This window comes from Nostoc sp. CENA543 (genome assembly GCF_002896875.1).
In the GTDB taxonomy this organism is placed as follows: domain Bacteria; phylum Cyanobacteriota; class Cyanobacteriia; order Cyanobacteriales; family Nostocaceae; genus Trichormus.
Genome location: NZ_CP023278.1, coordinates 5,270,901 through 5,293,036, shown reverse-complemented (window position 1 = coordinate 5,293,036; position 22,136 = coordinate 5,270,901). Strand labels below are relative to the sequence as shown.

Below are 22,136 nucleotides of genomic sequence, written 5' to 3'. Positions count from 1 at the left end.
AAGGGCATTTGCTGTTGATGATATTTGTGGCAACTGTTAAGTTTAATCAGGAACTATCTACTTGAATTAAGTGTGATTTAAATCACTAGTACAATAGTGTGACAATCACATTTTATACTGAGCTTCATCCTGGATAATTTAGTATCACTTTATATTGGGTTCATTACCTATGAGAACTAGATACGTAATTCGTCAGTTAGTACAGAAAGCCCTCGATATCAAGAAATTAACTCCAGAGATAGAGAATGAAATTAACTCCGAATTGACCCAACAAGGTTACATATCGGATGTAGATTACGAAGCTTTGGAATTGTTAATGACCGAAATGGATGCTGGGCGTATTCAGTTAGTGCCGAGTCTGGGATATTAAATTTCATCAGTGATAGCTTGATGATTTTCCTCCCTGAAATGTTATTGATCAAAACCATCTAGAAAACCTGCTGCTTCTACACGATATTTACTATTTATTTACCTGGTGTGGCGTAAACTGTGCTAGTGAGTCTTCACTTGTGCATTAGTAAAAAGTCGCCATGCAGCCTGCTAAACGTTTAGAAAAAATTCCTCCTTATCTATTTGCTGAGATTAACCGCAAACGGGAAGAACTTGTCGCCCAAGGAGTTGACATCATTAATATGGCAGTGGGTGATCCTGATAAGCCAACTCCTGCTCATATTCTCCAGGCCATGCACACAGCAATTGATCAAGCGAGTAATCATAATTATCCACCCTATGATGGTATGCCAGCTTTTCGGGAAGCAGCAGTGGAGTGGATGAAAAGGCGGTTTGGCGTTGAAGGATTAAACCCGAACAAAGAGGTTATATCTTCTATTGGTTCTAAGGAAGCGATACATAATACTTTCTTAGCCTTTGTGGAAACGGGAGACTATGTATTAATACCAGATCCTGGTTATCCAGTGTATCGAACTGCCACAATTTTTGCTGGGGGTGAGCCATTTACTATGCCTCTCAAGGCAGAAAATAAATTTTTACCTGACCTCAGTCTTATTCCAGAAACTGTAGCCCGAAAAGCAAAACTATTGTGGATTAATTACCCGAATAATCCCACTGGGGCTTTAGCTAGCCTAGAGTTTTTTGCCGAATTGGTGGCGTTTTGTCGGCAGCATGAGATTCTACTATGTCATGATCATGCTTATTCCGAAATGGCTTATGACGGTTACAAGCCGCCGAGTGTGTTGCAAGTACCAGGGGCTAAAGATGTGGCTATTGAATTCCACAGTCTGTCTAAGTCTTACAATATGACAGGCTGGCGGATTGGTTTTGTAGTGGGCAATGTCAACGGGATTAAAGCTTTAAGCCAAGTCAAAACCAACGTTGATTCTGGGGTGTTTAAAGCTATTCAACAGGCAGCGATCGCAGCTTACAATACTGATGAAGCTGAATTAACTAGCTTAATGTCGGTGTATCAAAATCGCCGTGACATAGTTATTCAAGGACTACAATCTTTAGGCTGGCCTATTGAACCACCAAAAGCCACTCTCTACGTTTGGGTACCAGTACCTTCAGGATATTCTTCTATTGAATTTGCCAACCTCCTCTTAGATAAATGCGGTATCTTAGTCCCTCCAGGTAACGGCTACGGTGCATCAGGGGAAGGTTACATTAGAATTGCCTTGACTATCCCTGATGAACGGTTACAAGCAGCAATAGAACGGATGCGAGATGCGGGAATTCGCTACAGTTGATGGCGAGTACACCAATTTTGGATTTTGGATTTTGGATTTTGGATTAAAAGCTTAGATTCATAGCCTATTCCAGAATCTTGAAACCATACTACTTGTCACAATTTGGCATAACACCTGACAGAACTATAGTCTCACCCCACTCACTACTAAACACTTCTAACTCAACACTCCTCACTCAGCACCGGCTAAACGCCGCGCTACCGCTAACAGCACGGGCTAAACGCCCCGCTTCCGCTAACAGCACTCCTCACTCAGCACTCCTCACTCTCTCCTGATAAGCTTGCCAAAGTTGGTGAATAAACTGATGGAGTTTGCTTTTAGCTGTTGTGTCTAGTTCTGATTTTGGTTCTTTAGCCAAAAGTTGACCTAAAAAGGTGATAACTTCTGTATCTAGGGCGGGACGAAACAATTCACCAGGCCACAACAGGTCAGCACCATCCCGCAAGTCAGTAATTATGGGTATTTCTGGGGTGTGTGTCACTAGGAGTAAGGGACGTACCCAGCATAGCTGACGGGAAACCACAACTTGAATTACTTCCGCATACAGATTTTGATCATCATGCTCTAAAGACACTATTTGTCCTGGTTGAAAATCAAAAATCATGTCCATAATTACTTAATTTAGGGCAGTAGCACGGATTAGTTGATGGTTTCTTCTAACTTTATTTTAGAAGTGAAAGGCACGAATTACCGTCAAGCTCAGTAGAATGATGGGGAGAACCCGACACCTGAAAACCCTCTTCCCTTCTATCTTCTAACTTTTCGGCGGTGAACTTTTGATCAAATATCAGGTTTTGGTAAAAATGCCCTAGAATAAGTGAATAACTGTTAAGCGATCGCCTAAACAGAACCCTGTTGTAGTAAACCAGCAAATTAGAAGAGCAAAAGTCGTGTCAGTCGAAACCATTGAGAAGCGTTCTACATCCCGCAAGCTTGCGCCTCGGTATCGCGTTTTGCTCCATAATGACGACTACAACCCTATGGAGTATGTGGTACAAGTGCTACTCACTACAGTACCCAGCCTGACTCAGCCCCAAGCTGTCAGCATTATGATGGAAGCCCACACCAATGGGCTAGCTTTAGTCATTACCTGCGCGCAAGAACACGCCGAGTTTTATTGTGAAACTCTCAAAAGTCATGGACTTAGTAGTACCATAGAACCTGAAGAATAGTTGTGAGTCATTAGTCATAATCTGAAATGATCAAGTTGTGACTTTGGACTCAATTAGATATGAAAATTAATTTGATGAACTTAGCTCAACGCCCCGCCCCCATTCGGCTGGGTTGTTTTATTTTGGTTCTATTATTGCTGTGGTTGCCTATAGCTGCACCAATTTATTTACTAGTAGATGATTCTAATAGAGTCAGCATCATCACAATGGTGGTGCTGTATGTAGAGTTTATTTTCCTATTGAGATTCTGGGGTCAAAAAGTCTATCAGCAACCACAAATATTAAAGCTGTATGGATTGAAATTCACACGACGTAATGGTGTAGAACTACTTTGTGGCTTTATCTTAGGCATAATTAATATTTTTATTTTATTTGGAGCGCAAAGTATTTTAGGTTGGCTAGTTTGGCAATCACCGAAAATATTTTTGCCAAGGTTAATTTTAGAAGGGTTACTTGTGGGTATAGGTGTAGGGTTTGCGGAAGAATTATTATTTCGTGGCTGGTTATTAGATGAGTTGCAAAGAGACTACACTCAACGTGTAGCATTGTGGATAGATGCACTCATCTTTGCAGCTTTACACTTTATCAAACCACTAGCAGCAATTATTGAAACATTGCCACAGTTTCCCGCTTTAGTCTTGTTAGGTTTAACGCAGGTATTGGGAAAGCGTTGGCGGCGGGGACTTTTGGGCTTACCTATAGGGTTACATAGTGGTTTAGTAGGTGGTTACTACATTATTAATGTGGGGGGATTAAGTCAATATTCTGGTCGAGTTCCCAACTGGGTAACTGGGGTTAATAATAATCCCTTGCAAGGATTAATGGGGGTATTTTTTATGAGTATCTTAGCAATATGGATGTGGCGGCGGAGTGTGAAAGGTTAATGATGAAGAAATACGGTGTGATTTTATTAATATTAATAGTATCTTTTTCTTGGGCATCTCCTACTTGGGCTATAGTCTGCCGCAACTATGAAGGACATGAAATTTGCATTCTCAGTATCAAACGTAGTGCAAAAAAATATTGGGAATATCAAGCATCTGTAAGTGTTGATGGAGTTAAAACACCTGTAGAAATTTACAATTGTCGAGGTAAGTTTAAATTACAAAAAGACAGGACTGTAATTCCATTTACTGAGAATAGTCCTGGTGAAATGATTTGTAGTTTTTTTAAAGGGTAAAAAATGAGGATACTGTCCTCAAATTTTCATGAAACTTTCTCCATTAAAGTACCGACTAAACAAGCTTTCTCTAAATTCACACCATTTAAATTCGCGCCTTCCAACTCAGCACAAAGCAAGTTAGCCCCGATGAAATTTGCTCCGGCTAAATTCGCCCCTCGTAAATCAGCTTCTTCTAAATTGGCTTCACTCAATAACGCCCCTTGCAAGTCAGCACGGCTTAAGTCTGCGCCTTTGAGATTTGCACCCGTCAAGTTAGCACCCCGCAAATCAGCACCGCGTAAATCAACGCCTTGCAAATTAACGTTCATCAAATTAGCACCACTTAAAAAAGCACCAGCTAGGGACACATCACTCAGTCTTGCGCCCATCAAGCTAGCACCACGCAAGTTACTACCTCGTAAGTCAGCACCAGTTAAATCTGCTTGCATGAGGTTAGCCCCCATCAGATTAGCCCGTAAGTCGGTGGCTTGGAGGTTAGCACCCATTAAATTTGCGCCTTCTAAATGTCCACCTTCAAGTTTAGAACCTGTAAAATTAGTCCCGACGAGGGTAGCACCGGCTAAATTAATGCGGCTTAAATCCAGTTGAGAGAGTTCCTCATCTTCTAAATTTACCCCTGGAAGATGTTTCAGTTGTCCTTGTTTAATGGCTTCAATATTCATCATGGGTAAATTTTAATATCTTCACTGGTCTGGTTTTGACTTTGCCATCGGGAATCGAGTAACCACATACCTGTGCTAGCTTTGGGTGTCATTAGGGGTAAGTCTAAACCCTGTTGTAAGCCCATAACTAACAAAGTGAGTGCATCTAATAATTTAGGGTCAAAGCGGTGAGATTGTTGTCTACATTCGGCTAAGGCTTGAGTAAATATTTCTTCCCGTGGCTGTTGGGAAGATTTTTGTTGATTGACTCGCCATTGAAATTCAGCAACTAAAGCCAAAATTCTGGACTCTAAAGGAATCGCATCACCTGCTAATCCGGCTGGTTCTCCTGTACCATCCCAATGTTCGGTTTGGTGTGTGATAATTTGGGCTACTGCCCTTAACCTTGGCATTTTTCGTAATACTTGCGCGCCTGGAACTAGTGGACAACTAGGTGCGGTTTCTTGCTGATTTGTAGTATGACTGCTGGTGAGGACGCTGGGTGCTGTGCGGAATGGATCTATGCGATGTAATAATGCTGCTAGTTTTAGCCTTTTGATTTGCCATGCAGGGAGATCCAGAAGTTGCGCCATTGTTTCCGCGATCGCACTCACTTCCGTGGCGGCCATAGGATTATTAATATCCCCTAATTCCATCAGCTGCGCCATCCGCAAAAATGCTTGCACTTCGTTAGATAGCAAGTTGTTATCTAAGGCTTGCTGACGCATTGCTGTAGGAATCGATAATTGTTCCTGTCCTGTCTGTAGATAATCTACAACACGGGAGACAACTGTACTTAAGTCTTCTGGGTTGATGATGGCTGGGGGAATAGCTTGTTGATGTGCCGAGAGTTTCTGTGCTAATTCTGGATTGTACTTTTGAATGTGAGCGATCGCTAATTCTGTTGTCTCACTCACCAACGTCGGCTCAAATGTCCACAACCCATAAAACTTGCGTTCTAAATCGGTAGCAGGTAATCCTCTAGCACCATAATCAGCATCTGATAACTCTTGACAAAGTACCATTGCTGTGTACTTGGGCGATAAAATAATCAAATGCCATTCCTGCGCCACTGGATCAGTTTCATCCAATGCTACCAAGTCCACATTCGACAATTGACTAGTAGGATGTTCCGCAAAGCCTGTATCTGGTGCAGCCATAATCACGATTTGGCGGCTATTTTTGGCAATGTCTGCGTATCTTTCCGCCTCCTGTAAATACCACTTACCTCGTTGAAAAGCTGTGATGACTAGGGGTGTGCTGTCATCGCTTAATATGTGGTCTTCCAGCGCATGGCACAAAGCCACCAGCGTATTTTTATAATACACCCCGAAGTGAATCGGCCTAGTAGTCGAGCGATGGGCGGTTTCTAGTAGTTGGAGAATGGAACCTTCTAGCATAGGCAGGGGGGCAGAGGGCAGGGGGCAGGGGGGCAGGGGGGCAGGGGAAGCAGGGGGGCAGGGGAAGCAGAGAAGAAAAACTAATGAGTCATTCAGCACTCATTACTCATTACTCATTACTCATTACTCATTACTCATTACTCATTACTCAGCACTCATTACTCAGCACTCACAACTCAGCACTCACTAACTGTTTCTCTTTCGTTTCTATCGGTGCAGATAGTGCTGCTTCTAAATCGGCACAACCCAACCTTTCTTCTAAGATGTTCATGACTTCTCGTCCGAAATCGTTGGGGTTTCTTTGCCAGGCTTGTAAACAAACTTCACCAAAGAATGAACCAAGGGGTTCAGGATTCCATAGTAGTTTTTTAGCAGTCCACGGCATTAAACTCATGGGATTATACCCTGGTTTGAGAACACCTTGTTTCAAGGCATATTCTTCTAGGTGAGTATGGGGTTGTAAACCAATAAAGAAAATTGCAGGTTCAACTTTATCAGCACCGAAAATCTTTTCTAGTTCTCGGTGGTATGCAATGGTTTGGCGGATGGTTTCGGGACGTTCATCAATAACGTTAAAGGAATAGTTAACAGAGACTAAATCGTTAAAACCAGCTGCTTTTAAATCACGGCAATTTTGCAGCACAGTCCGCAAGTTGTAACCCATCCGCATTTTCCGCACGAGTTCTTGAGAACCACTAGTAATACCGATTTCAAAGTAATTCATCCCTGTTTTCGCCATCAAATCGCACAACTCTGGTGTGAGGTTGTCGGCTCGGATGTATGCTGCCCAGTGAATATCTGTCATCCCAGAATCAACGATTTTCTGTAAGAGTTCTACAGCATCGTCAATAAATCGCCGCGCCGGGATAAATTGGGCATCTGTAAACCAGAAATTACGCACACCACGATTATATAGTTGGCGCATTTCTGCCACTATTTCTTCGGCGGGGTTAATTCTTACCTGTTTCCCTTCAACCACGGTGTAGACACAATAACAGCAGTTGTGGGGACAACCTCGTTTAGTCTGTACACCAATGTAAAAGTCCTGTTCTTGGAGGTAATAATTAAACTCTGGCCAAATAGTTTCTATATAGTCATAGTTACAGGCGGTTTTTTCTAAAGGCGTGGGTTGTTCGTGAATGAGTCGTTGTCTTGGTTTGGCTTCCCCGACTACATAACAACGTTCATCACGAAATTCTTTACCACTAAGAAATTTTTCCAGCAAGGTTTCCCCTTCGCCCACAGAAATAATTGTGCCTGGGGGTAAGCTTTTTCCTAGCTGTTCGTAAAATACGCTAACTGCACCACCACCAACGACAGCACGAGCTTGAGAATAATATTGTCTGGCGCGTTTTAAACCCCGTTTGATTAGTCCCTGGTTACGCCATAACTCCACATAGTAAGCAATGAAGATGCGTAAACCGCCCAAAGCACCACGCAATTTAATGAAGGGATTTGTCGCGTAGTAAAACTCAAAGGCGTTTTGTAGTGGATTCCCACCACGTCCACCGACTGGGGCGTAGATTTGAATATCCCGCCAAGAAAATACCAATAGTGTGGGCTGAAATTCATCGATACAACGATCTAACGCTAAAGCATAGTCTAGAGGTGGGACTGTTCCCAAGTCAAAAATGCGTTGTTCGATGTGGGGAAAAACCTTGTGGACGTGATCACTTAAGTAAACAACCCCTATGGGAAAGATAGGGTTACAAGGAAGGCGAACATACAAAATTCGATTTTCCATCATCTTGCCGGTTTTGGGGAAAAGTCAGAGAAACTATTAATTTCTTATGTGCTACTTGAGTAAGCATTTAACTAGCAATCATACTTGACATTTAAGCAGATTCTTGATAAATGAGTTTGCTTAGTATTGCAGAGTATGGATCAAGTTTTATGAAGAAAATTTTCATATATCTTTACCATAACATTGAGTTTCTCAGAAAGTTGCTCTCCGTTGACGTGATTTGATGAATGGAGAGGAAAATTTTGGTGTCAGCTTGAGGCACGCAGAGTATTAATCATTAACCTGTGATCCCTATCGCCATTGCCCAAAGCGGATGAAGACAGAAATTACCCACACTTAATATTCAAGAGTGCCGAAAGTAAACAGTATTGCGATGATCAAGATTAATTAATTTAGGTAAAAACTCAAAAAATTTCATTTGTAGTGTAAAATTATGTAGGTTGTAAAATTTTTATCAAAAGTTCATAACTTGAACATAACTTTAGATAGAAATAACGTAGAAAATTCCAGTTGGTAGTCGGAGTTACAGCATATAGGGATCAGCAAGTGTTAACTTTGCTGGTGTAATGTAAAATTGTGGCGTAAAGCTCCTCGGCAGTTATGGCTCAAATATTAGATCCTCTACCACCTGAGCAATTGGGGAAAGTTCTCTGCTGTTACATCAATGCCACGAGCAAAATTCAGGTAGCCCGCATCACCAACATTCCCAATTGGTATTTTGAAAGGGTGGTTTTTCCTGGACAACGCCTCGTGTTTGAAGCTCCTTTAGATGCTCACATGGAGATTCATACAGGTATGATGGCGAGTGCGATTTTATCGGATACAATACCGTGCGATCGCTTGGCCGTGATCGAACACAGCAACAGTGAATCAGATACAAACTCAACCGGTGCAGACCCTATTAGTACAAAGGCAATTGTGCAACCAAATAATACAAAATCTAGTGATACAACAAAACCTTTAACAGTTTCCGGTTAAGCATCAATTGATAAAAAAAACAAATTTAAAACTTCAAAGGTTGCTGATTGCAGCAGCCTTTTTATTTTTGGTCATTAGTCATTAGTCATTAGTCATTAGTTATTAGTTATTGGGCATTGGGGTAAAATCTACCTTGTCTCCCAGTCCCCATTCCCCATTCCCCATTCCCTATTCCCCATTCCCTATTCCCCATTTATGCACCTACCTTCTTTTCTCTGGTTGTGGAAAATAGCTGCTTGGTCGATGGGATTATCGATAGTGGCTTATTTATTTTTGGCTGTTACAGGTTTTTGGATGTGGCGGGTGCGAAATGGTGAGGATGTTCCAGATTTTTGGTTGGGTAATTGGGATACTTTGAGGGTGTGGCGATCGCTCCACTATACAATAGGTATCAGCATGGTTAGTTTAGTGCTGTTACTTTTGGCGATTGGTATAGTCGGTACTTTAGGTCACTTTGGTTCACTAGGACACTCTTCCCACCTATGGGCAGGATTAGCAGTAGTAGGATTAGTTTTCATCTCAGCTTTTAGTGCCACACAAATTAATAGCCAAAGACCTTGGGTTAGAACTTTACATATTACTGTGAATATTATTTTATTTTTCGGCTTTACCTGGGTATCACTCACAGGTTGGAGTGTAGTACAGAAATATTTACCATAATCTTAATATTTCAAAGATGCTGGGGGGCGATCGCAGTAATTTCAGTGAATCGTTTAAAATCATCTGTATTGAAGGTAAGCAAATGACTGATTTGATGAACAATCATCGCAGCTACCAGTCGTGTATCGTGAACTTGCTTTCCTCTAACTTGGTACTTAATTACCAACTGCTCCCAAGTTGTATAGATTTCAGGAGTATCGGATTTTAAAGCAAAAAGACTCTTCAAAAGCGAACTTTCATGAGCTACTTCTTCTATTGTTAACCCTAATCCATTTGCACTTGTAGGTCTTGTTGCTACTGCCCAAAACTCAATCAAGTTCTGTGACACAACATAAAGTGACTCATTGCTCCGCCGCAGCAACACGTAAGCCTTCTCAGCATCCTTGTGCATAGGATCAAGTCGATATACCAAACGCAGCAGTACATTTGAATCGACCAAATAACTCATAACTGCTGTTCTTCTCGTTCTTGGTAGATGCTCTCTCGGCTGATTGCTTCATCTGATAGTGGCAATGCTTTCGCCAGAGAAGGACTTCTGCCCAATTGATCAAGGATTAATTTCCATTCAGATTCTTGCGATGTAGCTAAATGGCGTTCAATCAGCAATTCTAAATAACGATCAACGGAGATTCCCTGCATAGTAGCTTGGGCAATCAAATGTGCTTCCATTTCTGGCTTCAAATTCACTTGAATGGTCATGCCTGCTACCTTTTAACTATCCAGCTAAATTATAAATCAACCCTGGGGGCGGACTCAAATCTCAGGGAATGGTAAAAAGTAAAAGCTAATATCAATTCTGTATGATGATGTACAGTTTTTCTCTGTTGGAAGTGTGCCTTTTACCTTTCGCTATTATATTCCCCAATCTCCAGTTCAGTTAGACTAAAATAAACAGCCCATAATTGATGATTGATTGAACTGTGACCACAAATTCAGCTAATACTTCAGCGTCGATTTTCCGTTTATCTCCCCTAATTCGGATCACACTGTTGAGTCTTTATCTTGCACTCACTTTACCTTTACCTTTTTTAGCCAAAGCTACCGCCGCACCTACTCCCCCTGCTTTGTTGTGGGTAGGAATTTGTGTTGGCTTTATTGGTTTATATGCGGTATTAACCGAAAGAGTTATCGTAGACGACCAAACCATACAAGTCACTTACCCCGCTTGGGTCTCTCGCTTCTGGCGTAAAGGTTGGTCTTTAGCTTGGTCAGAAATTCAACAGATCAAACCCCGCACTACAGGTCAAGGCGGTTTAGTTTATTATTTTCTCAGTCAAGATGGCAAAGCTTATCTACTCCCAATGCGCGTAGTCGGATTTGCCCGTTTAGTAAATATAGTTCAAGCTAAAACGGGGATAGACACCACAGATGTACGTCCTTTAGCACAACCTTGGATGTATATGATTTTATTCGGTTGTACAGTCCTATTATTGTTAATTGATGGCTGGACTATTACCACAGCCTTAGCTATTTAGATATGGGAATAGGGAATGGGGACTGGGGACTGGGAAAAGCTCTATCCTACCCTCATACCCTTACAACCCCACATCCTTACACCCCTACACCTCTAATGCACCAACTCCGGCTAGAACAAGTTAATCTGTTTGCCAAGCTGAAAACGCAGCTTCAGGGATACCCCATTTTGCGGGATATTTCTTTTACTGTGTCCCCTGGAGAACGTTTAGCTATTATTGGTGCTTCTGGTGCTGGTAAAACTTCGCTATTACGCTTAATTAACCGCTTAACTGAACCTGCTAGCGGCAAAATCTATCTTGATAATCAAGATTATCGTCACATTCCGATTATCAAACTGCGCCAGATGCTCACACTGGTATTACAAGAGCCAAGGCTTTTGGGGATGACAGTCCAGCAAGCCTTGGCTTATCCTTTAGTTTTACGAAAATTACCTAAACAAATAATTCAGGAGAGAGTGAATTATTGGGTAGAAGAACTACAAATTCCCAATGATTGGTTAGGACGCACTGAATTACAGCTTTCGGTTGGACAAAGACAGTTAGTAGCAGTTGCGCGTGCTTTAATCATTCAACCGCCGATTCTGCTGTTAGATGAGCCAACCTCTAGTCTAGATAGTGGCAAAGCTACCCATTTAATGGAAGTTTTAATTAAACTCAATCAAACTCATCAAACTACAATTTTGATGGTCAATAATCAATTAGATTTAACCCAGATATTTTGCACCCGGTTGTTAAATCTCCAGCAAGGAAGTTTGTTATCTGATCAAACAGCCTCTCATATCGACTGGGTTAATATACGCGAAAGGTTACTGCACACTGAAGCTCAAATCAGTGAAGAATGGAGCTAACACCATGAAGTGCAATTTAACAATCTACTGGTTTACATCCTCAGCATTTTGTTGATGGGAAATTGACCTATGATAGTTGTCCACTTAGTGTTGAGCGTTGATTGCTAAATCTCTCCTTTGGTAACTTTGGTTGTGTTTGGGGAAGATTAGCATTCAAAATTTCCATGTTGAATCTGTATCCCACATTCCGAATAGTTTGAATCAAACTTGGTTGACGGGGATCAAGTTCAACTTTTTTGCGTAGCGATAGCACATGAGTATCAATGGTACGGGGGTTGTCAATCGCATCAGGCCAAGCACGGCGCAACAACTCAGACCGACTCAATGGTACACCACCAGCTTGTGCTAGCACGTACAGCAAGCTAAATTCCTGGGGTGTGAGGTCAATAAACTCCCCTTGGAAGCGTACACGACGCTGTACTAGGTCAATTTGCAAAGTACCATAGTCCAGGTAAGCAGGTGCAGTTGGTGTGCGCTTACGCCGAATTAGTGCTTCTACCCTCGCTAAAAACTCCTGCATTCCAAAGGGTTTACTCAAGTAGTCATCAGCTCCCGCTTTCAAGCCAGCAACTACATCAGCCTCATTGCTACGAGCCGACAGCATTAAGATTAACGGCTGTTGCTGACGATGCAACCACCGACAAAACTCAATACCGTCTCCATCTGGCAAATCTGCATCGAGAATCACCAAAGTTGGCTGATGGCTCAAGAAAGCTTCTCTAGCTTGATAAATGCTAGCAGCTTGATGAACTCTATATTCCAATTGTTGCAAGTGCCAACCAAGCAACGACCTAAGATGGGGATTCCCCTCAACGATTTCAATACAAACCGAACCCACGGCGGCTAGACCCCTTAGCGTCTGATGAATTTCAAAGTAACAAGCCCATGCTCAAGGTTTTGTAGTCTTTGTTACTCCCTTAATAATTCCCTTTATATTTCCTCAATACAAAAATTGGCCAAATGTTTATTTTTTGCCTGTTCCAGAGATAAATTAGGATTTTTATTAAATTTTTGTTATGATTATTAAAATTTTTCCTGCCAATTATCCTGTTCGCTATTTTCCAGTCAAGAATTAATCACAATAGCCAAAGTGGCCAAAATCCAATTGACACACAAAACTGACAATCATACCGTCGGTGTTTGATGTTCCTCACCGATTTAATGGTTGCAATTACCTATACTAGCTAACTAATAGCAGCACAACCCTCACCCAAAGATGAAGATTTCTCGTAAGACAACACAAGATTTAAGTCCGGGCGATGTGATGTTTCGCAACCAGCTACCATCCTAAAAAAGTATAAAAATAGCTGATGAGACTATCTAATCGATGTTTTCTGGAATAGGATGTAACTATGTTGTAGTTGCTGGAGGCATTGCCACCAGTCAATATTAGAGCTTTTGAGAGCAGAGCCGGAAACAGACCCCCTTCACTTTTTAGTCGGAATCAATTAAAATTCTCATTCCAAAGAGATCAACATAGCAGTTATGCTCCAAGACACACAAACCATCCGCCATTACCAAAAAATTACTGACGCCTTCGTCGAGTTATGGAATCGCGGGTATCGCTCGGATGATATGCGGATGTATTTGGATGGCTATCTAGCCGCACTGCGAAATGGCAACGTTATTGAACCATTCCTGATCCATCGTTTGGAGGAAGAAGCTAGTCGTTACTTGTACGATGCGTCAAATTTTGTTATGCCACAACCACAGCCACAGCATGATTATTACTAATTCAAAAGCTATTCATAGTGGCCATAAAGCAACGCAGATAATCATAGCACATTATCTGGTAATGTCAACAACTGTATTCATGTTAACTTTGGGAATCTTGTAATTACAAAAATCACCCCTCAACCTTTGAGGGGTATTTAATTAAGGTTGGCTGGAAAATAAACGCAAAGTATCGCGGGGGTTGACGCAGAGGGGCGCGGAGTTTTAATGATGGCGTTGTATTTTGGATTAAAAAAAAGGGATGCTTTGTTGCAACCCAAATAAAGCTAATTTAAATTTTATTTCTCACTGATGCAGAATTGATTAAGAAGCTAGTGCGATTTCTACCATTTGTTGCAATTTACCTTGTTGGTAAAGTTCAATCATAATATCAGAACCGCCGATAAATTCACCGTTAATATAAACCTGGGGAATTGTCGGCCAATTAGAGTATTCTTTAATGCCTTGGCGAATTTCGTAATCGTCTAAAACGTTAACGGTTTCAAAGGGAACACCGAAACTATTGAAAATTTGCACAACGTTGTTAGAGAAGCCACATTGGGGCATTAACTTAGTTCCCTTCATGAAAACTAAGATTTTATTTTGTTTTACTAAGTTATCGATTTTTTCTTGAAGTTCTGGTGTCATGGTTTTTTCCCTAGCTTTGTTGATAGTTAATAGTTATTAATCATTAGTCATTGGTCATTAGTTTTTCTGCTTTTGGTGTTCGCTCTGATGCTGATTGGTCTTGAGACTGAATAAAAAGCAGAAATGGAATGATGAGTGTGGACTATTGACTATTTATTTAAGAAGCAGTCCCTTGCCAAGCTTCTGGAGTATATGTTTTTAATGCCAGGGCATGGATAGCTTCAGTGGACATAGCTTGGCGCAAAGCTCCATAAACTAACTGATGCTGCTGCACTAGTCCTTTACCCGCAAACTGCGATGAAACTACTGTCACCTGATAATGGTCGCCGCCACCGGTCAAGTCTTGTATTTGCACTTGAGCATCTGGCATTTCCGCTTTAATCATTGCTTCAACTTGCTGCGGAGTAATCATCGCAATTCCTGAAAAACCTACTTATATATTATTAACAGATATGGCATGGTTAACTCTGCCAAATTGCGGTTATGGCAGTTTGATTTCAACATTGGTTTTTTACTCCCCTGGCATTGGTGGGAGTCTATGGGATTGGGGATTGGGGACTGGGGATTGGGGATTGTATTTTCTTCCCCTGCCCCCCTGCTTCCTGCGCTTCCTGTGATTCCTACTTCTGGGATGAGGAAGAACTGCCGCCTTGTCTGGGGTAGGGAGTGTCAACAAAACCTAATTCAAACAGTTGTTGATAGGCTTTTTTGCCTAGATCGCGTGTGGGGTTTTGGCTTTTAATGATTTGCACTAATAAAGGTACGGCGAATTCTGGTTGATTTTGGGCGCGATGTACGAGGGCTAGTTGATAGGTGGCTTCGTCGCGTTTTTGGGCTGTGAGTAGGGCTTTTTGACGTTGGGAGTCAGAGACACGCAGGTCTATACCAGAAAAGCTAGAGTTTAACTCTTGATAAAAATTGGATAGCTGATTGTAGACTTGACGGGCTTCTTGGAGTTTTTTGGCGGCGAGGGTGTAGTTTTGGGCAGCTACAGCTTGCTCTGCCTCTTTCATTAAGCGATCGCCACCTTCTATGCTCAACAGGCTATTATTTTGGGCTGTAGGACGTAAATTGTTGGGGCTATTAGGATCAATAGGCTTTGGTTGATTTTGAGCTTGAGCAGGTGCAACCAGGGCTAGGGTTGCTAACACCGCTAGAGTAGTCAGACGAATTAAGGAAGCAGGAGCAGCAACTTTCATGGGGTCAATTTGTGCAACAACTATTAAGAAATCGAACAAGGTAGGCAAACTTCGGGTATCTTAACTCTGTTTTCGTTTTTAACAAAACGCAGCTAAGTACGTAGTTTCTTTGATTTAGACTGAAAATCGGTTTCACAGAGTTCCCATTGCCCTTGCATCAACCACAATCGCCCCTATGAACAATCGCAATCTATCTTCTGATTCCACAAATAACGGTGAACCAGCCAGCAGTATGGGATTAGTTCTGCAACGGGGAGGTGAAGAATTAATCTTGGCGAAAGCTTTAGACCGCTTCACCGTCCGTTTTGTCACCGACTTTCCTGTGCAACAATTATCTCAGGTTAGTTGGGCTATTTGGCAGCATAGTATTATTCAAGCCAAATTAGAACTATTTCAAACTACGCCAGAACAGATAGAAACTGCGATCGCCCAAGCACGTCATGACGATAATGTAGTTTTTGCTAGTCATGTCTACACCGTCCAAAATAATCCTGAAACTTATGTTTATTTGGCTGACCAAATGACGATTCAGTTTGCTGATGGGGTAGATAGCGTTAAAATCAATCTCATCGCTGCCCAATTTCAGCTAGTTCTAGATAAACCTATACCTGGACTACCCAATGCTTTTGTATTTTTGGTGAGCAAACAAGCTACGGAAAATCCCCTCAAAATTGCTAACCAATTGCAAAAAATACCGGAGGTATTAGCGGCTGAAGCTAATGTGTTAATTGAAAGTGAACCAAATTATAAGCCCAGCGACACATTGTATAGTCAGCAGTGGTATCTCAACCATAATGGCGGCAGTGACTTATCCCTTGGTTCTCATATTGCGGTAGAACAGGCTTGGGATGTTACCCGTGGGGTGCGGTCTGTGGTTGTGGCAGTAGTTGATGATTCTTTTGATTTGAATCACCCAGACTTTCAAGGTAGTGGTAAGGTGGTTGCACCCAGGGATTTAAGGGACAATGACTTTTTACCTTTACCGGATGGCAAGGGTAGTAGTCATGGTACAGCTTGTGCTGGGTTAGTGGTAGCGGAAGAAAACGGTACGGGAATTGTGGGAGTCGCCCCTGGTTGTGCTTTCATGCCGATTCGTACCACTGGATTTTTAGATGATGAATCCATTGAACAGATATTTAACTGGGCAATAGAAAAGGGTGCTAGTGTAATTTCTTGTAGTTGGGGAGCTTCGGCGGTTTATTTTCCTTTATCTTTGCGCCAAAAAGCGGCTATTACTAGGGCTGTGACACAGGGACGCAATGGTAAAGGTTGCGTTGTTTTGTTTGCGGCTGGTAATGCTAACCGTCCTGTGAGTGGAACTGTATATGAACAGGGTTGGCCTAATAATGTTTTGCAAGGTCTGACAGATTGGCTCGGTGGTTTTGCCGTCCATCCTGATGTGATTACGGTTTCCGCATCGACTAGCATGGGGAAGAAGGCTGCTTACAGTAATTGGGGGACGAATATTTCTGTGTGCGCTCCCAGTAACAATGCACCGCCGGGAATGTCATTTCCAGGGAAGGGTTTTTTATACACACAGCCCACAATTAAGACTTCTATCATGGGTAGGGGAATGTTGACCACTGACCAGATAGGGGCAGCAGGTTACGATGTAGGCAATTTTACTAGTAATTTCGGTGGAACCTCTAGTGCGACACCTGTAGTGGCTGGGGTGGCGGCTTTGGTGTTATCAGCTAATCCTAATTTGACAGCGCAGCAAGTAAAACGCATTTTAGAAACGACGGCAGATAAAATTGTAGACAATGAAGCTGACCCGCAATTGGGACTGTATGGCGGGACTTATGATACCAATGGCCATTCTCAATGGTTTGGTTATGGGAAGGTGAATGCAGCTAAGGCGGTGCAAGCTGCTTTACAAATGCGGGCTGATAATATCAATCCAAGCCAGCAAATTCAGGGGAGTAATTCTAATCCAGTCGAAATTCCTGACGGTAATCTTCAAGGGGTGAAGAGTGCGATCGCGATTTCTGAAGCGAGTACGATCAAAGATATTCAAGTTACTGTCAATCTCACCCATACTTTTTTAGGTGATTTAGAAATTTACTTAATTGCACCTAATAATCAGCAAGTGCTATTACAGAACCGGACTTTAGGATGTCGCACTGAGCTAAAAACAACTTATACACTGCGATCGCAGCCTTTACTCAAACAGTTAATCTCTCAGTCTACTAAAGGTAGTTGGCAGTTATGGCTTGTAGATTATGCACCTCAAGATGTTGGTAAACTCATGAGTTGGGAGTTGAGGTTGGGGATTTAGTTATTAGTCAATAGTCAATAGTTATTGGTCACGGGTATGTAAGTAATTTAATTCGAGTTCATTTTCTGTGTCTCTGGTTCTTTGGTAAACTATGGGGCAAAGTTTTGTGTTCGCGCTCATACAATCCATGTGTGGTGTTTTGGCACACACTATGAGTAATCCACCTAAAATAAATAACAACCCACAAATTGCGGCTGTTTGTAGCCACGAAATTTCTAAGATTCCGTGAACTACTACTTCTCTGAGGACGGAAACAATCGCTACTTCTACGGCTACTCCTACAGCAATGCTGTGTTCTTGGAGATAAACCATTAATAGGCGAAATAACTCTACTAAAATTAAGACAAAGAGGATTTTCGCTGTAATATTTTTATAGTTTAGGGGTTGGGCGATCGCAATAAATATTCCCCATAATTCTATAACCATAAAACTAAACAAAGCTAAACATAAAACTATAACCAATAAGTCCTGGAATGCTTCCATATGACGCACGATTGCGTGACGGTCTAACCAGCGATCGCAAAATAAAAATCTGCTCTTGATGCGCTTTTTCATGTAAATTTCCGGTTTTCAATGGTGAATTAATTTGAATTCGACGACCTCTCCCCAAACCTCTCTCTCTTGAAAAGTTCTGATGCCTGCGGCAAGCCGCTTACGCGTCTACGGAGGAAACCTCCGCTCAGACTTTTCGCTCCGACGCGGAGAGGGGCTTAAATATGTTGAAAATTTAACAAAAAATGAGGATGTTGAAGCCTCTTTCCTTGCAGGGGAGAGGTACTCTGACGAGAAGCCGCTTCGCGTCTTTGGAGAGGGGTTTTTAAAATTAGTCGAACTCACATTTACTTAATAGCAGTAATGCTAATTTATGCCATATTCCCATTGTTACCGAATATCAACTGCTTTTGCATCAGCACAAATGATAATTTAAGAGTTATTGTTTGCTAACTATTACTTTTCATTTTTTTTACAAATAAACATCATTATTCCGTATAAATAAATGTTCATTTATCACTATTTATTGTTGAGACTTTTGTGCTTGTTGCAACAATACTTCAGCATTTTTTGACCACTGTATATTACCCTGTGAATTATATAAGTTTTTGGCATGGGTAAGCACTTTTACCGCTTCACCATATTGATTTAACTGCATAAATGCTAAACCTGCACCATAATAAGCATTGGGATAATTAGGGTTAGCTTCTGCTGATTTTCTAAAGGAGTCTAAAGCTTCTTGTAATTTACCTTGATTAAACCAAATTACGCCAAGATTATAATGCACGTCGGGATATCGAGGATTAATTTTAATGGCTTGTTCAAAGGCAGCTTGAGCTTGACTAATTTTACCTTGTTGCAGATAACATAAACCGACATGATAGTGAGGTTCTGGCGCATTTTTACTATAAATCATCGCTTTTTGAAAAGATGCGATCGCTCCTTCCCAATCTTGCTGCTGTTGTTTGACTAATCCTAAGTTATAGTGGGCAAATCCTAGTTGTGGATCTATTTCTAAAGCGCGTTGTAAATATTCGGTTGCTTGTGGTAAATTATTTCCTTCTAACAATGCTCCTCCTAAATTCGCAAAGGCAAGAGAAAAGTTAGGATCAGCTTGAGTTGCACGATAAAAGGCGTTAGCTGCTGGCTGTAATTGTCCGGTTTGTCGCAATGCTAACCCCAAATTGTAATGGGCTGCGGCTAAATTGGGATCTAATTGTGATGCGCTTTGAAAAGCTGCGATCGCATCTTGCACCCTTCCCGCCTGAATTGCTTGTAAGCCTTGATTTAATAAGGCTGTGGCTGTGGGTAGGCTAGTCTGTGCAAAGAGTTTAGGGGTGTGGGGGTTTTCTTGTAAGCTGAAATTGTGAGTATCTAAGTTAAAAGCTTGGGTAGTGGGGGATTTTGCTGAGACTGGCACAATTATTCCCCAGGATACTGTTAACCCCAGTATTGCAATTAGCGGATAGTTATAGATAGATAATTTCATTGATGTATTGTCTCTAGCTAATTTTCGTCACTGTTATTCATAAAAAGTTTTTTAAACAATTAGGTTTTAACAAAACTTTTAGCTTTGGTATTAAAGTTAGTTTTGCTTAACCTTTCTTAAGGTAAATCTTACGACAGGCTACAATTTTTTTTGCCTTTAGTTAAACAAGAGATAATTACAAGTTAAAGGGGGGATAATTCTCCAGCAAGAGAACAATTATTCATCCCTGAAAACAACAGGGCTATGCGGTAAGAGAGAGTTACTGCAAGGGAGGTTTTATGAGCGAAAAAGTTATATCAGGTTCGCGGAACGTTGCTATTGTCGGCCCTTATTTGAGTGGAAAAACCACATTATTAGAAAGTTTGTTATTTGTGACCGGTGCGATTTCTCGCAAAGGTAGCGTTAAGGATGGTAACACAATCGGTGATAGTGCGGGAGAAGCACGCGATCGCCGGATGAGTGTCGAAGTGAGTGCAGCTAGCACAGAGTATAACAACACACGTTTTACTTTTATTGACTGTCCTGGTAGTGTAGAATTTGCCCAAGAAACTTATAACGCTTTAATTGGTGTTGATGCAGCAATTGTAGTCTGCGAACCTATCCGCGATCGAGTTTTAACCCTAGCTCCTCTATTTAAATTCCTAGACGACTGGGAAATTCCCCATCTAGTCTTTGTGAATAAAATGGATCGAGCTAATATTCATGTTTTAGAAACATTACACGCCCTCAAAGCTGTTTCTAGTCGTCCATTAGTAGCGCATCAATACCCCATCATGCAAGGGGAAGAATTGACTGGTTTTATTGATATGGTGAGCGAACAAGCCTATCAATATCATCCAGGCGCGCCAGCTGATCCTATTCCTTTTCCTGAACATTTAAAAGCAGAAGAACATACAGCTAGAGCCGAAATGTTAGAAGCTTTAGCCAACTTTGATGATCATTTACTTGAAGAACTTTTAGAAGACATCGAACCTCCCCAAGAAGAAATTCTCTCAGATTTAAAAATGGAATTAGGGGCTGATTTAGTAGTTCCTGTATTCTTTGGTGTAGCCGAACAAGATTATGGTGTCAGACCTTTATTAGAAGCACTACTACGGGAAGCACCAGAACCAGAATCAACTGCACAACGTCGCCTCAAAGATAGTAAAGCCAGCAATACACCCCTAGCCCAAGTCCTCAAAACCTATTACACTCCCCAAGGTGGTAAACTCTCTCTCGTGCGGGTTTGGCAAGGCAAATTAACCGATGGTATTGTTCTCAATGGTGTGCGCGCTGGTGGAATCTATCGCCTCATGGGACAACAACAACACTCAGTCAACGAAGTTGGCGCAGGTGAAATTGTTGCCTTAAGTAGATTAGAAGGAATTAAAACTGGGGATATTCTTTCCACAGGACAAGCGATCGCACTATCAAAGGTTGAACAGTTAGAACCAGTGTATGCACTAGCCATCACCCCAGAAAAGCGCAACGATGAAGTTAAACTCAGTGCGGCCATTACTAAGTTACTAGAAGAAGACCCCTCTTTAGCTTGGGAACAACACGGAGATACCCATGAGGTGATTCTCTGGGGACAAGGTGAAATACATTTGCAAGTCGCCTTAGATAGACTACGCCGCAAATATAACTTACCGATGTCTACCCACTTACCCCAAGTACCCTATAAAGAAACCATCCGCAAAACCGTAAATTCAGTACATGGACGCTACAAACACCAAAGCGGCGGTCATGGTCAATTTGGCGATGTTTTTCTAGATATTAAACCCTTACCACGGGGTGAAGGCTTTAACTTTAAAGAAACTATCGTTGGTGGTGTAGTTCCTAGACAATACATTCCTGGCGTAGAAATGGGAGTCAGAGAATTTCTGTCTCACGGGCCTTTGGGTTTCCCTGTAGTCGATGTGGCGGTAACACTGACTAATGGTTCATATCATAACGTTGATAGTTCCGAACAAGCCTTTAAGCAAGCGGCGCGGTTAGCAATGCAAACAGGTATACCTCAAGCACAACCTACGCTTTTAGAACCAATTTTGCGGATACAAGTCACCACACCCAGCGAATTTACCTCTAAAGTGCTGCAACTGTTGAGTGGACGCAGAGGTCAAATTTTAGGCTATGAAGGTAGAGACGATTGGCAAGGTTGGGATAATATCTCTGCTTACTTACCCCAAGCCGAGATGCAAGACTTTATTGTAGAGCTGCGATCGCTCACTTTGGGCGTTGGTTATTTCCACTGGGAATATGATCATCTTCAAGAAGTCCCAGAAAAACTTGCTGAACGTGTTCTTGCTAGCAACGGTAACGGTGCAAACGGTAACAGCAAATAGTTTCGATTTACTCAATGTCTCCTCTATTTTGAATCATGGAGTGGCAGTAATTGTCACTCCATTTTCTTGTTGACAACACTAAAACACTAAACTGAATAATATACACAATACTTTGTAAAATGGCGATCGCTCATGGCAGTAGGAGTTTATTAAAACTATTAGAAATAATATGACCTAACAATATTTACA

At 41.7% G+C, this 22,136-nt stretch carries 24 protein-coding genes; 12 read left to right on the top strand and 12 right to left on the bottom strand.

What is annotated here, in order from left to right; all coding sequences use genetic code 11:
• Nucleotides 1–169 precede the first annotated feature (169 nt).
• Together CLI64_RS22055 and CLI64_RS22050 are read left to right on the top strand one after the other, a co-directional pair.
• Nucleotides 170–370 (top strand): hypothetical protein, encoded by a 201-nt coding sequence (locus CLI64_RS22055; protein ID WP_103139227.1) that lies wholly within the window; start codon nucleotides 170–172, stop codon nucleotides 368–370.
• A gap of 160 nt (nucleotides 371–530) precedes the next feature.
• On the top strand, nucleotides 531–1,703 hold the full coding sequence (locus CLI64_RS22050; RefSeq protein WP_103139226.1) for a pyridoxal phosphate-dependent aminotransferase: 1,173 nt from the start codon (nucleotides 531–533) through the stop codon (nucleotides 1,701–1,703).
• Between the two features lie 247 nt (nucleotides 1,704–1,950).
• Here CLI64_RS22050 and CLI64_RS22040 read toward each other — a convergent pair whose 3' ends face one another.
• Nucleotides 1,951–2,313: a hypothetical protein gene (locus tag CLI64_RS22040; protein WP_192881579.1), complete on the bottom strand. Its 363-nt coding sequence runs from the start codon at nucleotides 2,311–2,313 to the stop codon at nucleotides 1,951–1,953.
• 280 nt (nucleotides 2,314–2,593) lie between these two features.
• Here CLI64_RS22040 and clpS point away from each other — a divergent pair, with 280 nt between their 5' ends.
• Genes clpS through CLI64_RS22025 form a run of 3 tightly spaced genes read left to right on the top strand, consistent with a single transcriptional unit; the run spans nucleotide 2,594 to nucleotide 4,055 of the window.
• Entirely contained in the window at nucleotides 2,594–2,875 is a 282-nt protein-coding gene (gene clpS, locus CLI64_RS22035) for an ATP-dependent Clp protease adapter ClpS (RefSeq protein WP_103139224.1), read from the top strand.
• Between the two features lie 59 nt (nucleotides 2,876–2,934).
• The gene (locus tag CLI64_RS22030; protein ID WP_103139223.1) at nucleotides 2,935–3,759 is read left to right on the top strand and encodes a CPBP family intramembrane glutamic endopeptidase; all 825 of its coding nucleotides are present in this window, start codon (nucleotides 2,935–2,937) and stop codon (nucleotides 3,757–3,759) included.
• 2 nt (nucleotides 3,760–3,761) lie between these two features.
• Entirely contained in the window at nucleotides 3,762–4,055 is a 294-nt protein-coding gene (locus CLI64_RS22025) for a hypothetical protein (protein ID WP_225977625.1), read from the top strand.
• Nucleotides 4,056–4,081: 26 nt separating this feature from the next.
• Here CLI64_RS22025 and CLI64_RS22020 read toward each other — a convergent pair whose 3' ends face one another.
• The 3 genes from CLI64_RS22020 to CLI64_RS22010 form a co-directional block, all read right to left on the bottom strand.
• Nucleotides 4,082–4,720 carry a pentapeptide repeat-containing protein gene (locus CLI64_RS22020; protein ID WP_103139221.1) on the bottom strand — a complete coding sequence of 213 codons (639 nt, stop codon included), beginning with the start codon at nucleotides 4,718–4,720 and terminating at the stop codon, nucleotides 4,082–4,084.
• The gene (locus tag CLI64_RS22015; protein WP_103139220.1) at nucleotides 4,720–6,099 is read right to left on the bottom strand and encodes a DICT sensory domain-containing protein; all 1,380 of its coding nucleotides are present in this window, start codon (nucleotides 6,097–6,099) and stop codon (nucleotides 4,720–4,722) included. The genes CLI64_RS22020 and CLI64_RS22015 overlap by 1 nt, the downstream gene beginning before the upstream one ends.
• Before the next feature lie 169 nt (nucleotides 6,100–6,268).
• Entirely contained in the window at nucleotides 6,269–7,846 is a 1,578-nt protein-coding gene (locus tag CLI64_RS22010; RefSeq protein ID WP_103139219.1) for a photosystem II high light acclimation radical SAM protein, read from the bottom strand.
• A 597-nt stretch (nucleotides 7,847–8,443) separates the two neighbouring features.
• Between CLI64_RS22010 and CLI64_RS22005 the strand changes: the two genes are divergently transcribed.
• Both CLI64_RS22005 and CLI64_RS22000 read left to right on the top strand, forming a co-directional pair.
• Nucleotides 8,444–8,821: a DUF1830 domain-containing protein gene (locus tag CLI64_RS22005; RefSeq protein WP_103139218.1), complete on the top strand. Its 378-nt coding sequence runs from the start codon at nucleotides 8,444–8,446 to the stop codon at nucleotides 8,819–8,821.
• Between the two features lie 195 nt (nucleotides 8,822–9,016).
• Nucleotides 9,017–9,481, top strand: a complete 465-nt coding sequence (locus tag CLI64_RS22000; protein ID WP_103139217.1) for a DUF4079 domain-containing protein — start codon at nucleotides 9,017–9,019, stop codon at nucleotides 9,479–9,481.
• A gap of 10 nt (nucleotides 9,482–9,491) precedes the next feature.
• Here CLI64_RS22000 and CLI64_RS21995 read toward each other — a convergent pair whose 3' ends face one another.
• Complete coding sequence (locus CLI64_RS21995; RefSeq protein ID WP_103139216.1) at nucleotides 9,492–9,929, bottom strand: type II toxin-antitoxin system VapC family toxin; 438 nt, start codon at nucleotides 9,927–9,929, stop codon at nucleotides 9,492–9,494.
• On the bottom strand, nucleotides 9,926–10,180 hold the full coding sequence (locus tag CLI64_RS21990) for a hypothetical protein (RefSeq protein WP_103139215.1): 255 nt from the start codon (nucleotides 10,178–10,180) through the stop codon (nucleotides 9,926–9,928). The genes CLI64_RS21995 and CLI64_RS21990 overlap by 4 nt, the downstream gene beginning before the upstream one ends.
• Nucleotides 10,181–10,401: 221 nt before the next feature.
• On the opposite strand from CLI64_RS21990, the gene CLI64_RS21985 reads away from it, so the two are divergent.
• Together CLI64_RS21985 and CLI64_RS21980 are read left to right on the top strand one after the other, a co-directional pair.
• Nucleotides 10,402–10,956, top strand: coding sequence for a hypothetical protein (locus tag CLI64_RS21985; RefSeq protein WP_103139214.1), 555 nt, complete (start codon nucleotides 10,402–10,404; stop codon nucleotides 10,954–10,956).
• 95 nt (nucleotides 10,957–11,051) lie between these two features.
• Nucleotides 11,052–11,804 carry an ATP-binding cassette domain-containing protein gene (locus CLI64_RS21980; RefSeq protein ID WP_103140828.1) on the top strand — a complete coding sequence of 251 codons (753 nt, stop codon included), beginning with the start codon at nucleotides 11,052–11,054 and terminating at the stop codon, nucleotides 11,802–11,804.
• Between the two features lie 67 nt (nucleotides 11,805–11,871).
• Here the strand turns inward: CLI64_RS21980 and CLI64_RS21975 are convergent, their stop codons facing one another.
• Nucleotides 11,872–12,642 carry a response regulator transcription factor gene (locus CLI64_RS21975; protein ID WP_103139213.1) on the bottom strand — a complete coding sequence of 257 codons (771 nt, stop codon included), beginning with the start codon at nucleotides 12,640–12,642 and terminating at the stop codon, nucleotides 11,872–11,874.
• Nucleotides 12,643–13,289: 647 nt separating this feature from the next.
• Here CLI64_RS21975 and CLI64_RS21970 point away from each other — a divergent pair.
• Nucleotides 13,290–13,538, top strand: coding sequence for a DUF6761 family protein (locus CLI64_RS21970; protein ID WP_103139212.1), 249 nt, complete (start codon nucleotides 13,290–13,292; stop codon nucleotides 13,536–13,538).
• Nucleotides 13,539–13,841: 303 nt separating this feature from the next.
• Here CLI64_RS21970 and grxD read toward each other — a convergent pair whose 3' ends face one another.
• The 3 genes from grxD to CLI64_RS21955 form a co-directional block, all read right to left on the bottom strand.
• Nucleotides 13,842–14,165, bottom strand: a complete 324-nt coding sequence (gene grxD / locus CLI64_RS21965; RefSeq protein WP_103139211.1) for a Grx4 family monothiol glutaredoxin — start codon at nucleotides 14,163–14,165, stop codon at nucleotides 13,842–13,844.
• 157 nt (nucleotides 14,166–14,322) lie between these two features.
• Nucleotides 14,323–14,577 carry a BolA family protein gene (locus tag CLI64_RS21960; RefSeq protein WP_103139210.1) on the bottom strand — a complete coding sequence of 85 codons (255 nt, stop codon included), beginning with the start codon at nucleotides 14,575–14,577 and terminating at the stop codon, nucleotides 14,323–14,325.
• 208 nt (nucleotides 14,578–14,785) lie between these two features.
• Nucleotides 14,786–15,364, bottom strand: coding sequence for a hypothetical protein (locus CLI64_RS21955; RefSeq protein WP_103139209.1), 579 nt, complete (start codon nucleotides 15,362–15,364; stop codon nucleotides 14,786–14,788).
• Between the two features lie 175 nt (nucleotides 15,365–15,539).
• Here CLI64_RS21955 and CLI64_RS21950 point away from each other — a divergent pair, with 175 nt between their 5' ends.
• Nucleotides 15,540–17,642 carry a S8 family serine peptidase gene (locus CLI64_RS21950; RefSeq protein ID WP_103139208.1) on the top strand — a complete coding sequence of 701 codons (2,103 nt, stop codon included), beginning with the start codon at nucleotides 15,540–15,542 and terminating at the stop codon, nucleotides 17,640–17,642.
• A 21-nt stretch (nucleotides 17,643–17,663) separates the two neighbouring features.
• Here the strand turns inward: CLI64_RS21950 and CLI64_RS21945 are convergent, their stop codons facing one another.
• Both CLI64_RS21945 and CLI64_RS21935 read right to left on the bottom strand, forming a co-directional pair.
• The gene (locus tag CLI64_RS21945; protein WP_103139207.1) at nucleotides 17,664–18,197 is read right to left on the bottom strand and encodes a phosphate-starvation-inducible PsiE family protein; all 534 of its coding nucleotides are present in this window, start codon (nucleotides 18,195–18,197) and stop codon (nucleotides 17,664–17,666) included.
• A 460-nt stretch (nucleotides 18,198–18,657) separates the two neighbouring features.
• Nucleotides 18,658–19,623 carry a lipopolysaccharide assembly protein LapB gene (locus CLI64_RS21935; RefSeq protein WP_103139205.1) on the bottom strand — a complete coding sequence of 322 codons (966 nt, stop codon included), beginning with the start codon at nucleotides 19,621–19,623 and terminating at the stop codon, nucleotides 18,658–18,660.
• A 278-nt stretch (nucleotides 19,624–19,901) separates the two neighbouring features.
• Between CLI64_RS21935 and CLI64_RS21930 the strand changes: the two genes are divergently transcribed.
• The gene (locus tag CLI64_RS21930; protein ID WP_103139204.1) at nucleotides 19,902–21,947 is read left to right on the top strand and encodes an elongation factor G; all 2,046 of its coding nucleotides are present in this window, start codon (nucleotides 19,902–19,904) and stop codon (nucleotides 21,945–21,947) included.
• Nucleotides 21,948–22,136: the final 189 nt, after the last annotated feature.

What these genes read in the sequence shown, in the direction of transcription:
- CLI64_RS22055 (WP_103139227.1), top strand. Translation starts at nt 170, where the DNA reads ATGAGAACTAGATACGTAATTCGTCAGTTAGTACAGAAAGCCCTCGAT.
- CLI64_RS22050 (WP_103139226.1), top strand. Translation starts at nt 531, where the DNA reads ATGCAGCCTGCTAAACGTTTAGAAAAAATTCCTCCTTATCTATTTGCT.
- CLI64_RS22040 (WP_192881579.1), bottom strand. Translation starts at nt 2,313, where the DNA reads ATGGACATGATTTTTGATTTTCAACCAGGACAAATAGTGTCTTTAGAG.
- CLI64_RS22030 (WP_103139223.1), top strand. Translation starts at nt 2,935, where the DNA reads ATGAAAATTAATTTGATGAACTTAGCTCAACGCCCCGCCCCCATTCGG.
- CLI64_RS22025 (WP_225977625.1), top strand. Translation starts at nt 3,762, where the DNA reads ATGAAGAAATACGGTGTGATTTTATTAATATTAATAGTATCTTTTTCT.
- CLI64_RS22020 (WP_103139221.1), bottom strand. Translation starts at nt 4,720, where the DNA reads ATGAATATTGAAGCCATTAAACAAGGACAACTGAAACATCTTCCAGGG.
- CLI64_RS22015 (WP_103139220.1), bottom strand. Translation starts at nt 6,099, where the DNA reads ATGCTAGAAGGTTCCATTCTCCAACTACTAGAAACCGCCCATCGCTCG.
- CLI64_RS22010 (WP_103139219.1), bottom strand. Translation starts at nt 7,846, where the DNA reads ATGATGGAAAATCGAATTTTGTATGTTCGCCTTCCTTGTAACCCTATC.
- CLI64_RS22005 (WP_103139218.1), top strand. Translation starts at nt 8,444, where the DNA reads ATGGCTCAAATATTAGATCCTCTACCACCTGAGCAATTGGGGAAAGTT.
- CLI64_RS22000 (WP_103139217.1), top strand. Translation starts at nt 9,017, where the DNA reads ATGCACCTACCTTCTTTTCTCTGGTTGTGGAAAATAGCTGCTTGGTCG.
- CLI64_RS21995 (WP_103139216.1), bottom strand. Translation starts at nt 9,929, where the DNA reads ATGAGTTATTTGGTCGATTCAAATGTACTGCTGCGTTTGGTATATCGA.
- CLI64_RS21990 (WP_103139215.1), bottom strand. Translation starts at nt 10,180, where the DNA reads ATGACCATTCAAGTGAATTTGAAGCCAGAAATGGAAGCACATTTGATT.
- CLI64_RS21980 (WP_103140828.1), top strand. Translation starts at nt 11,052, where the DNA reads ATGCACCAACTCCGGCTAGAACAAGTTAATCTGTTTGCCAAGCTGAAA.
- CLI64_RS21970 (WP_103139212.1), top strand. Translation starts at nt 13,290, where the DNA reads ATGCTCCAAGACACACAAACCATCCGCCATTACCAAAAAATTACTGAC.
- grxD (WP_103139211.1), bottom strand. Translation starts at nt 14,165, where the DNA reads ATGACACCAGAACTTCAAGAAAAAATCGATAACTTAGTAAAACAAAAT.
- CLI64_RS21960 (WP_103139210.1), bottom strand. Translation starts at nt 14,577, where the DNA reads ATGATTACTCCGCAGCAAGTTGAAGCAATGATTAAAGCGGAAATGCCA.
- CLI64_RS21955 (WP_103139209.1), bottom strand. Translation starts at nt 15,364, where the DNA reads ATGAAAGTTGCTGCTCCTGCTTCCTTAATTCGTCTGACTACTCTAGCG.
- CLI64_RS21950 (WP_103139208.1), top strand. Translation starts at nt 15,540, where the DNA reads ATGAACAATCGCAATCTATCTTCTGATTCCACAAATAACGGTGAACCA.
- CLI64_RS21945 (WP_103139207.1), bottom strand. Translation starts at nt 18,197, where the DNA reads ATGAAAAAGCGCATCAAGAGCAGATTTTTATTTTGCGATCGCTGGTTA.
- CLI64_RS21935 (WP_103139205.1), bottom strand. Translation starts at nt 19,623, where the DNA reads ATGAAATTATCTATCTATAACTATCCGCTAATTGCAATACTGGGGTTA.
- CLI64_RS21930 (WP_103139204.1), top strand. Translation starts at nt 19,902, where the DNA reads ATGAGCGAAAAAGTTATATCAGGTTCGCGGAACGTTGCTATTGTCGGC.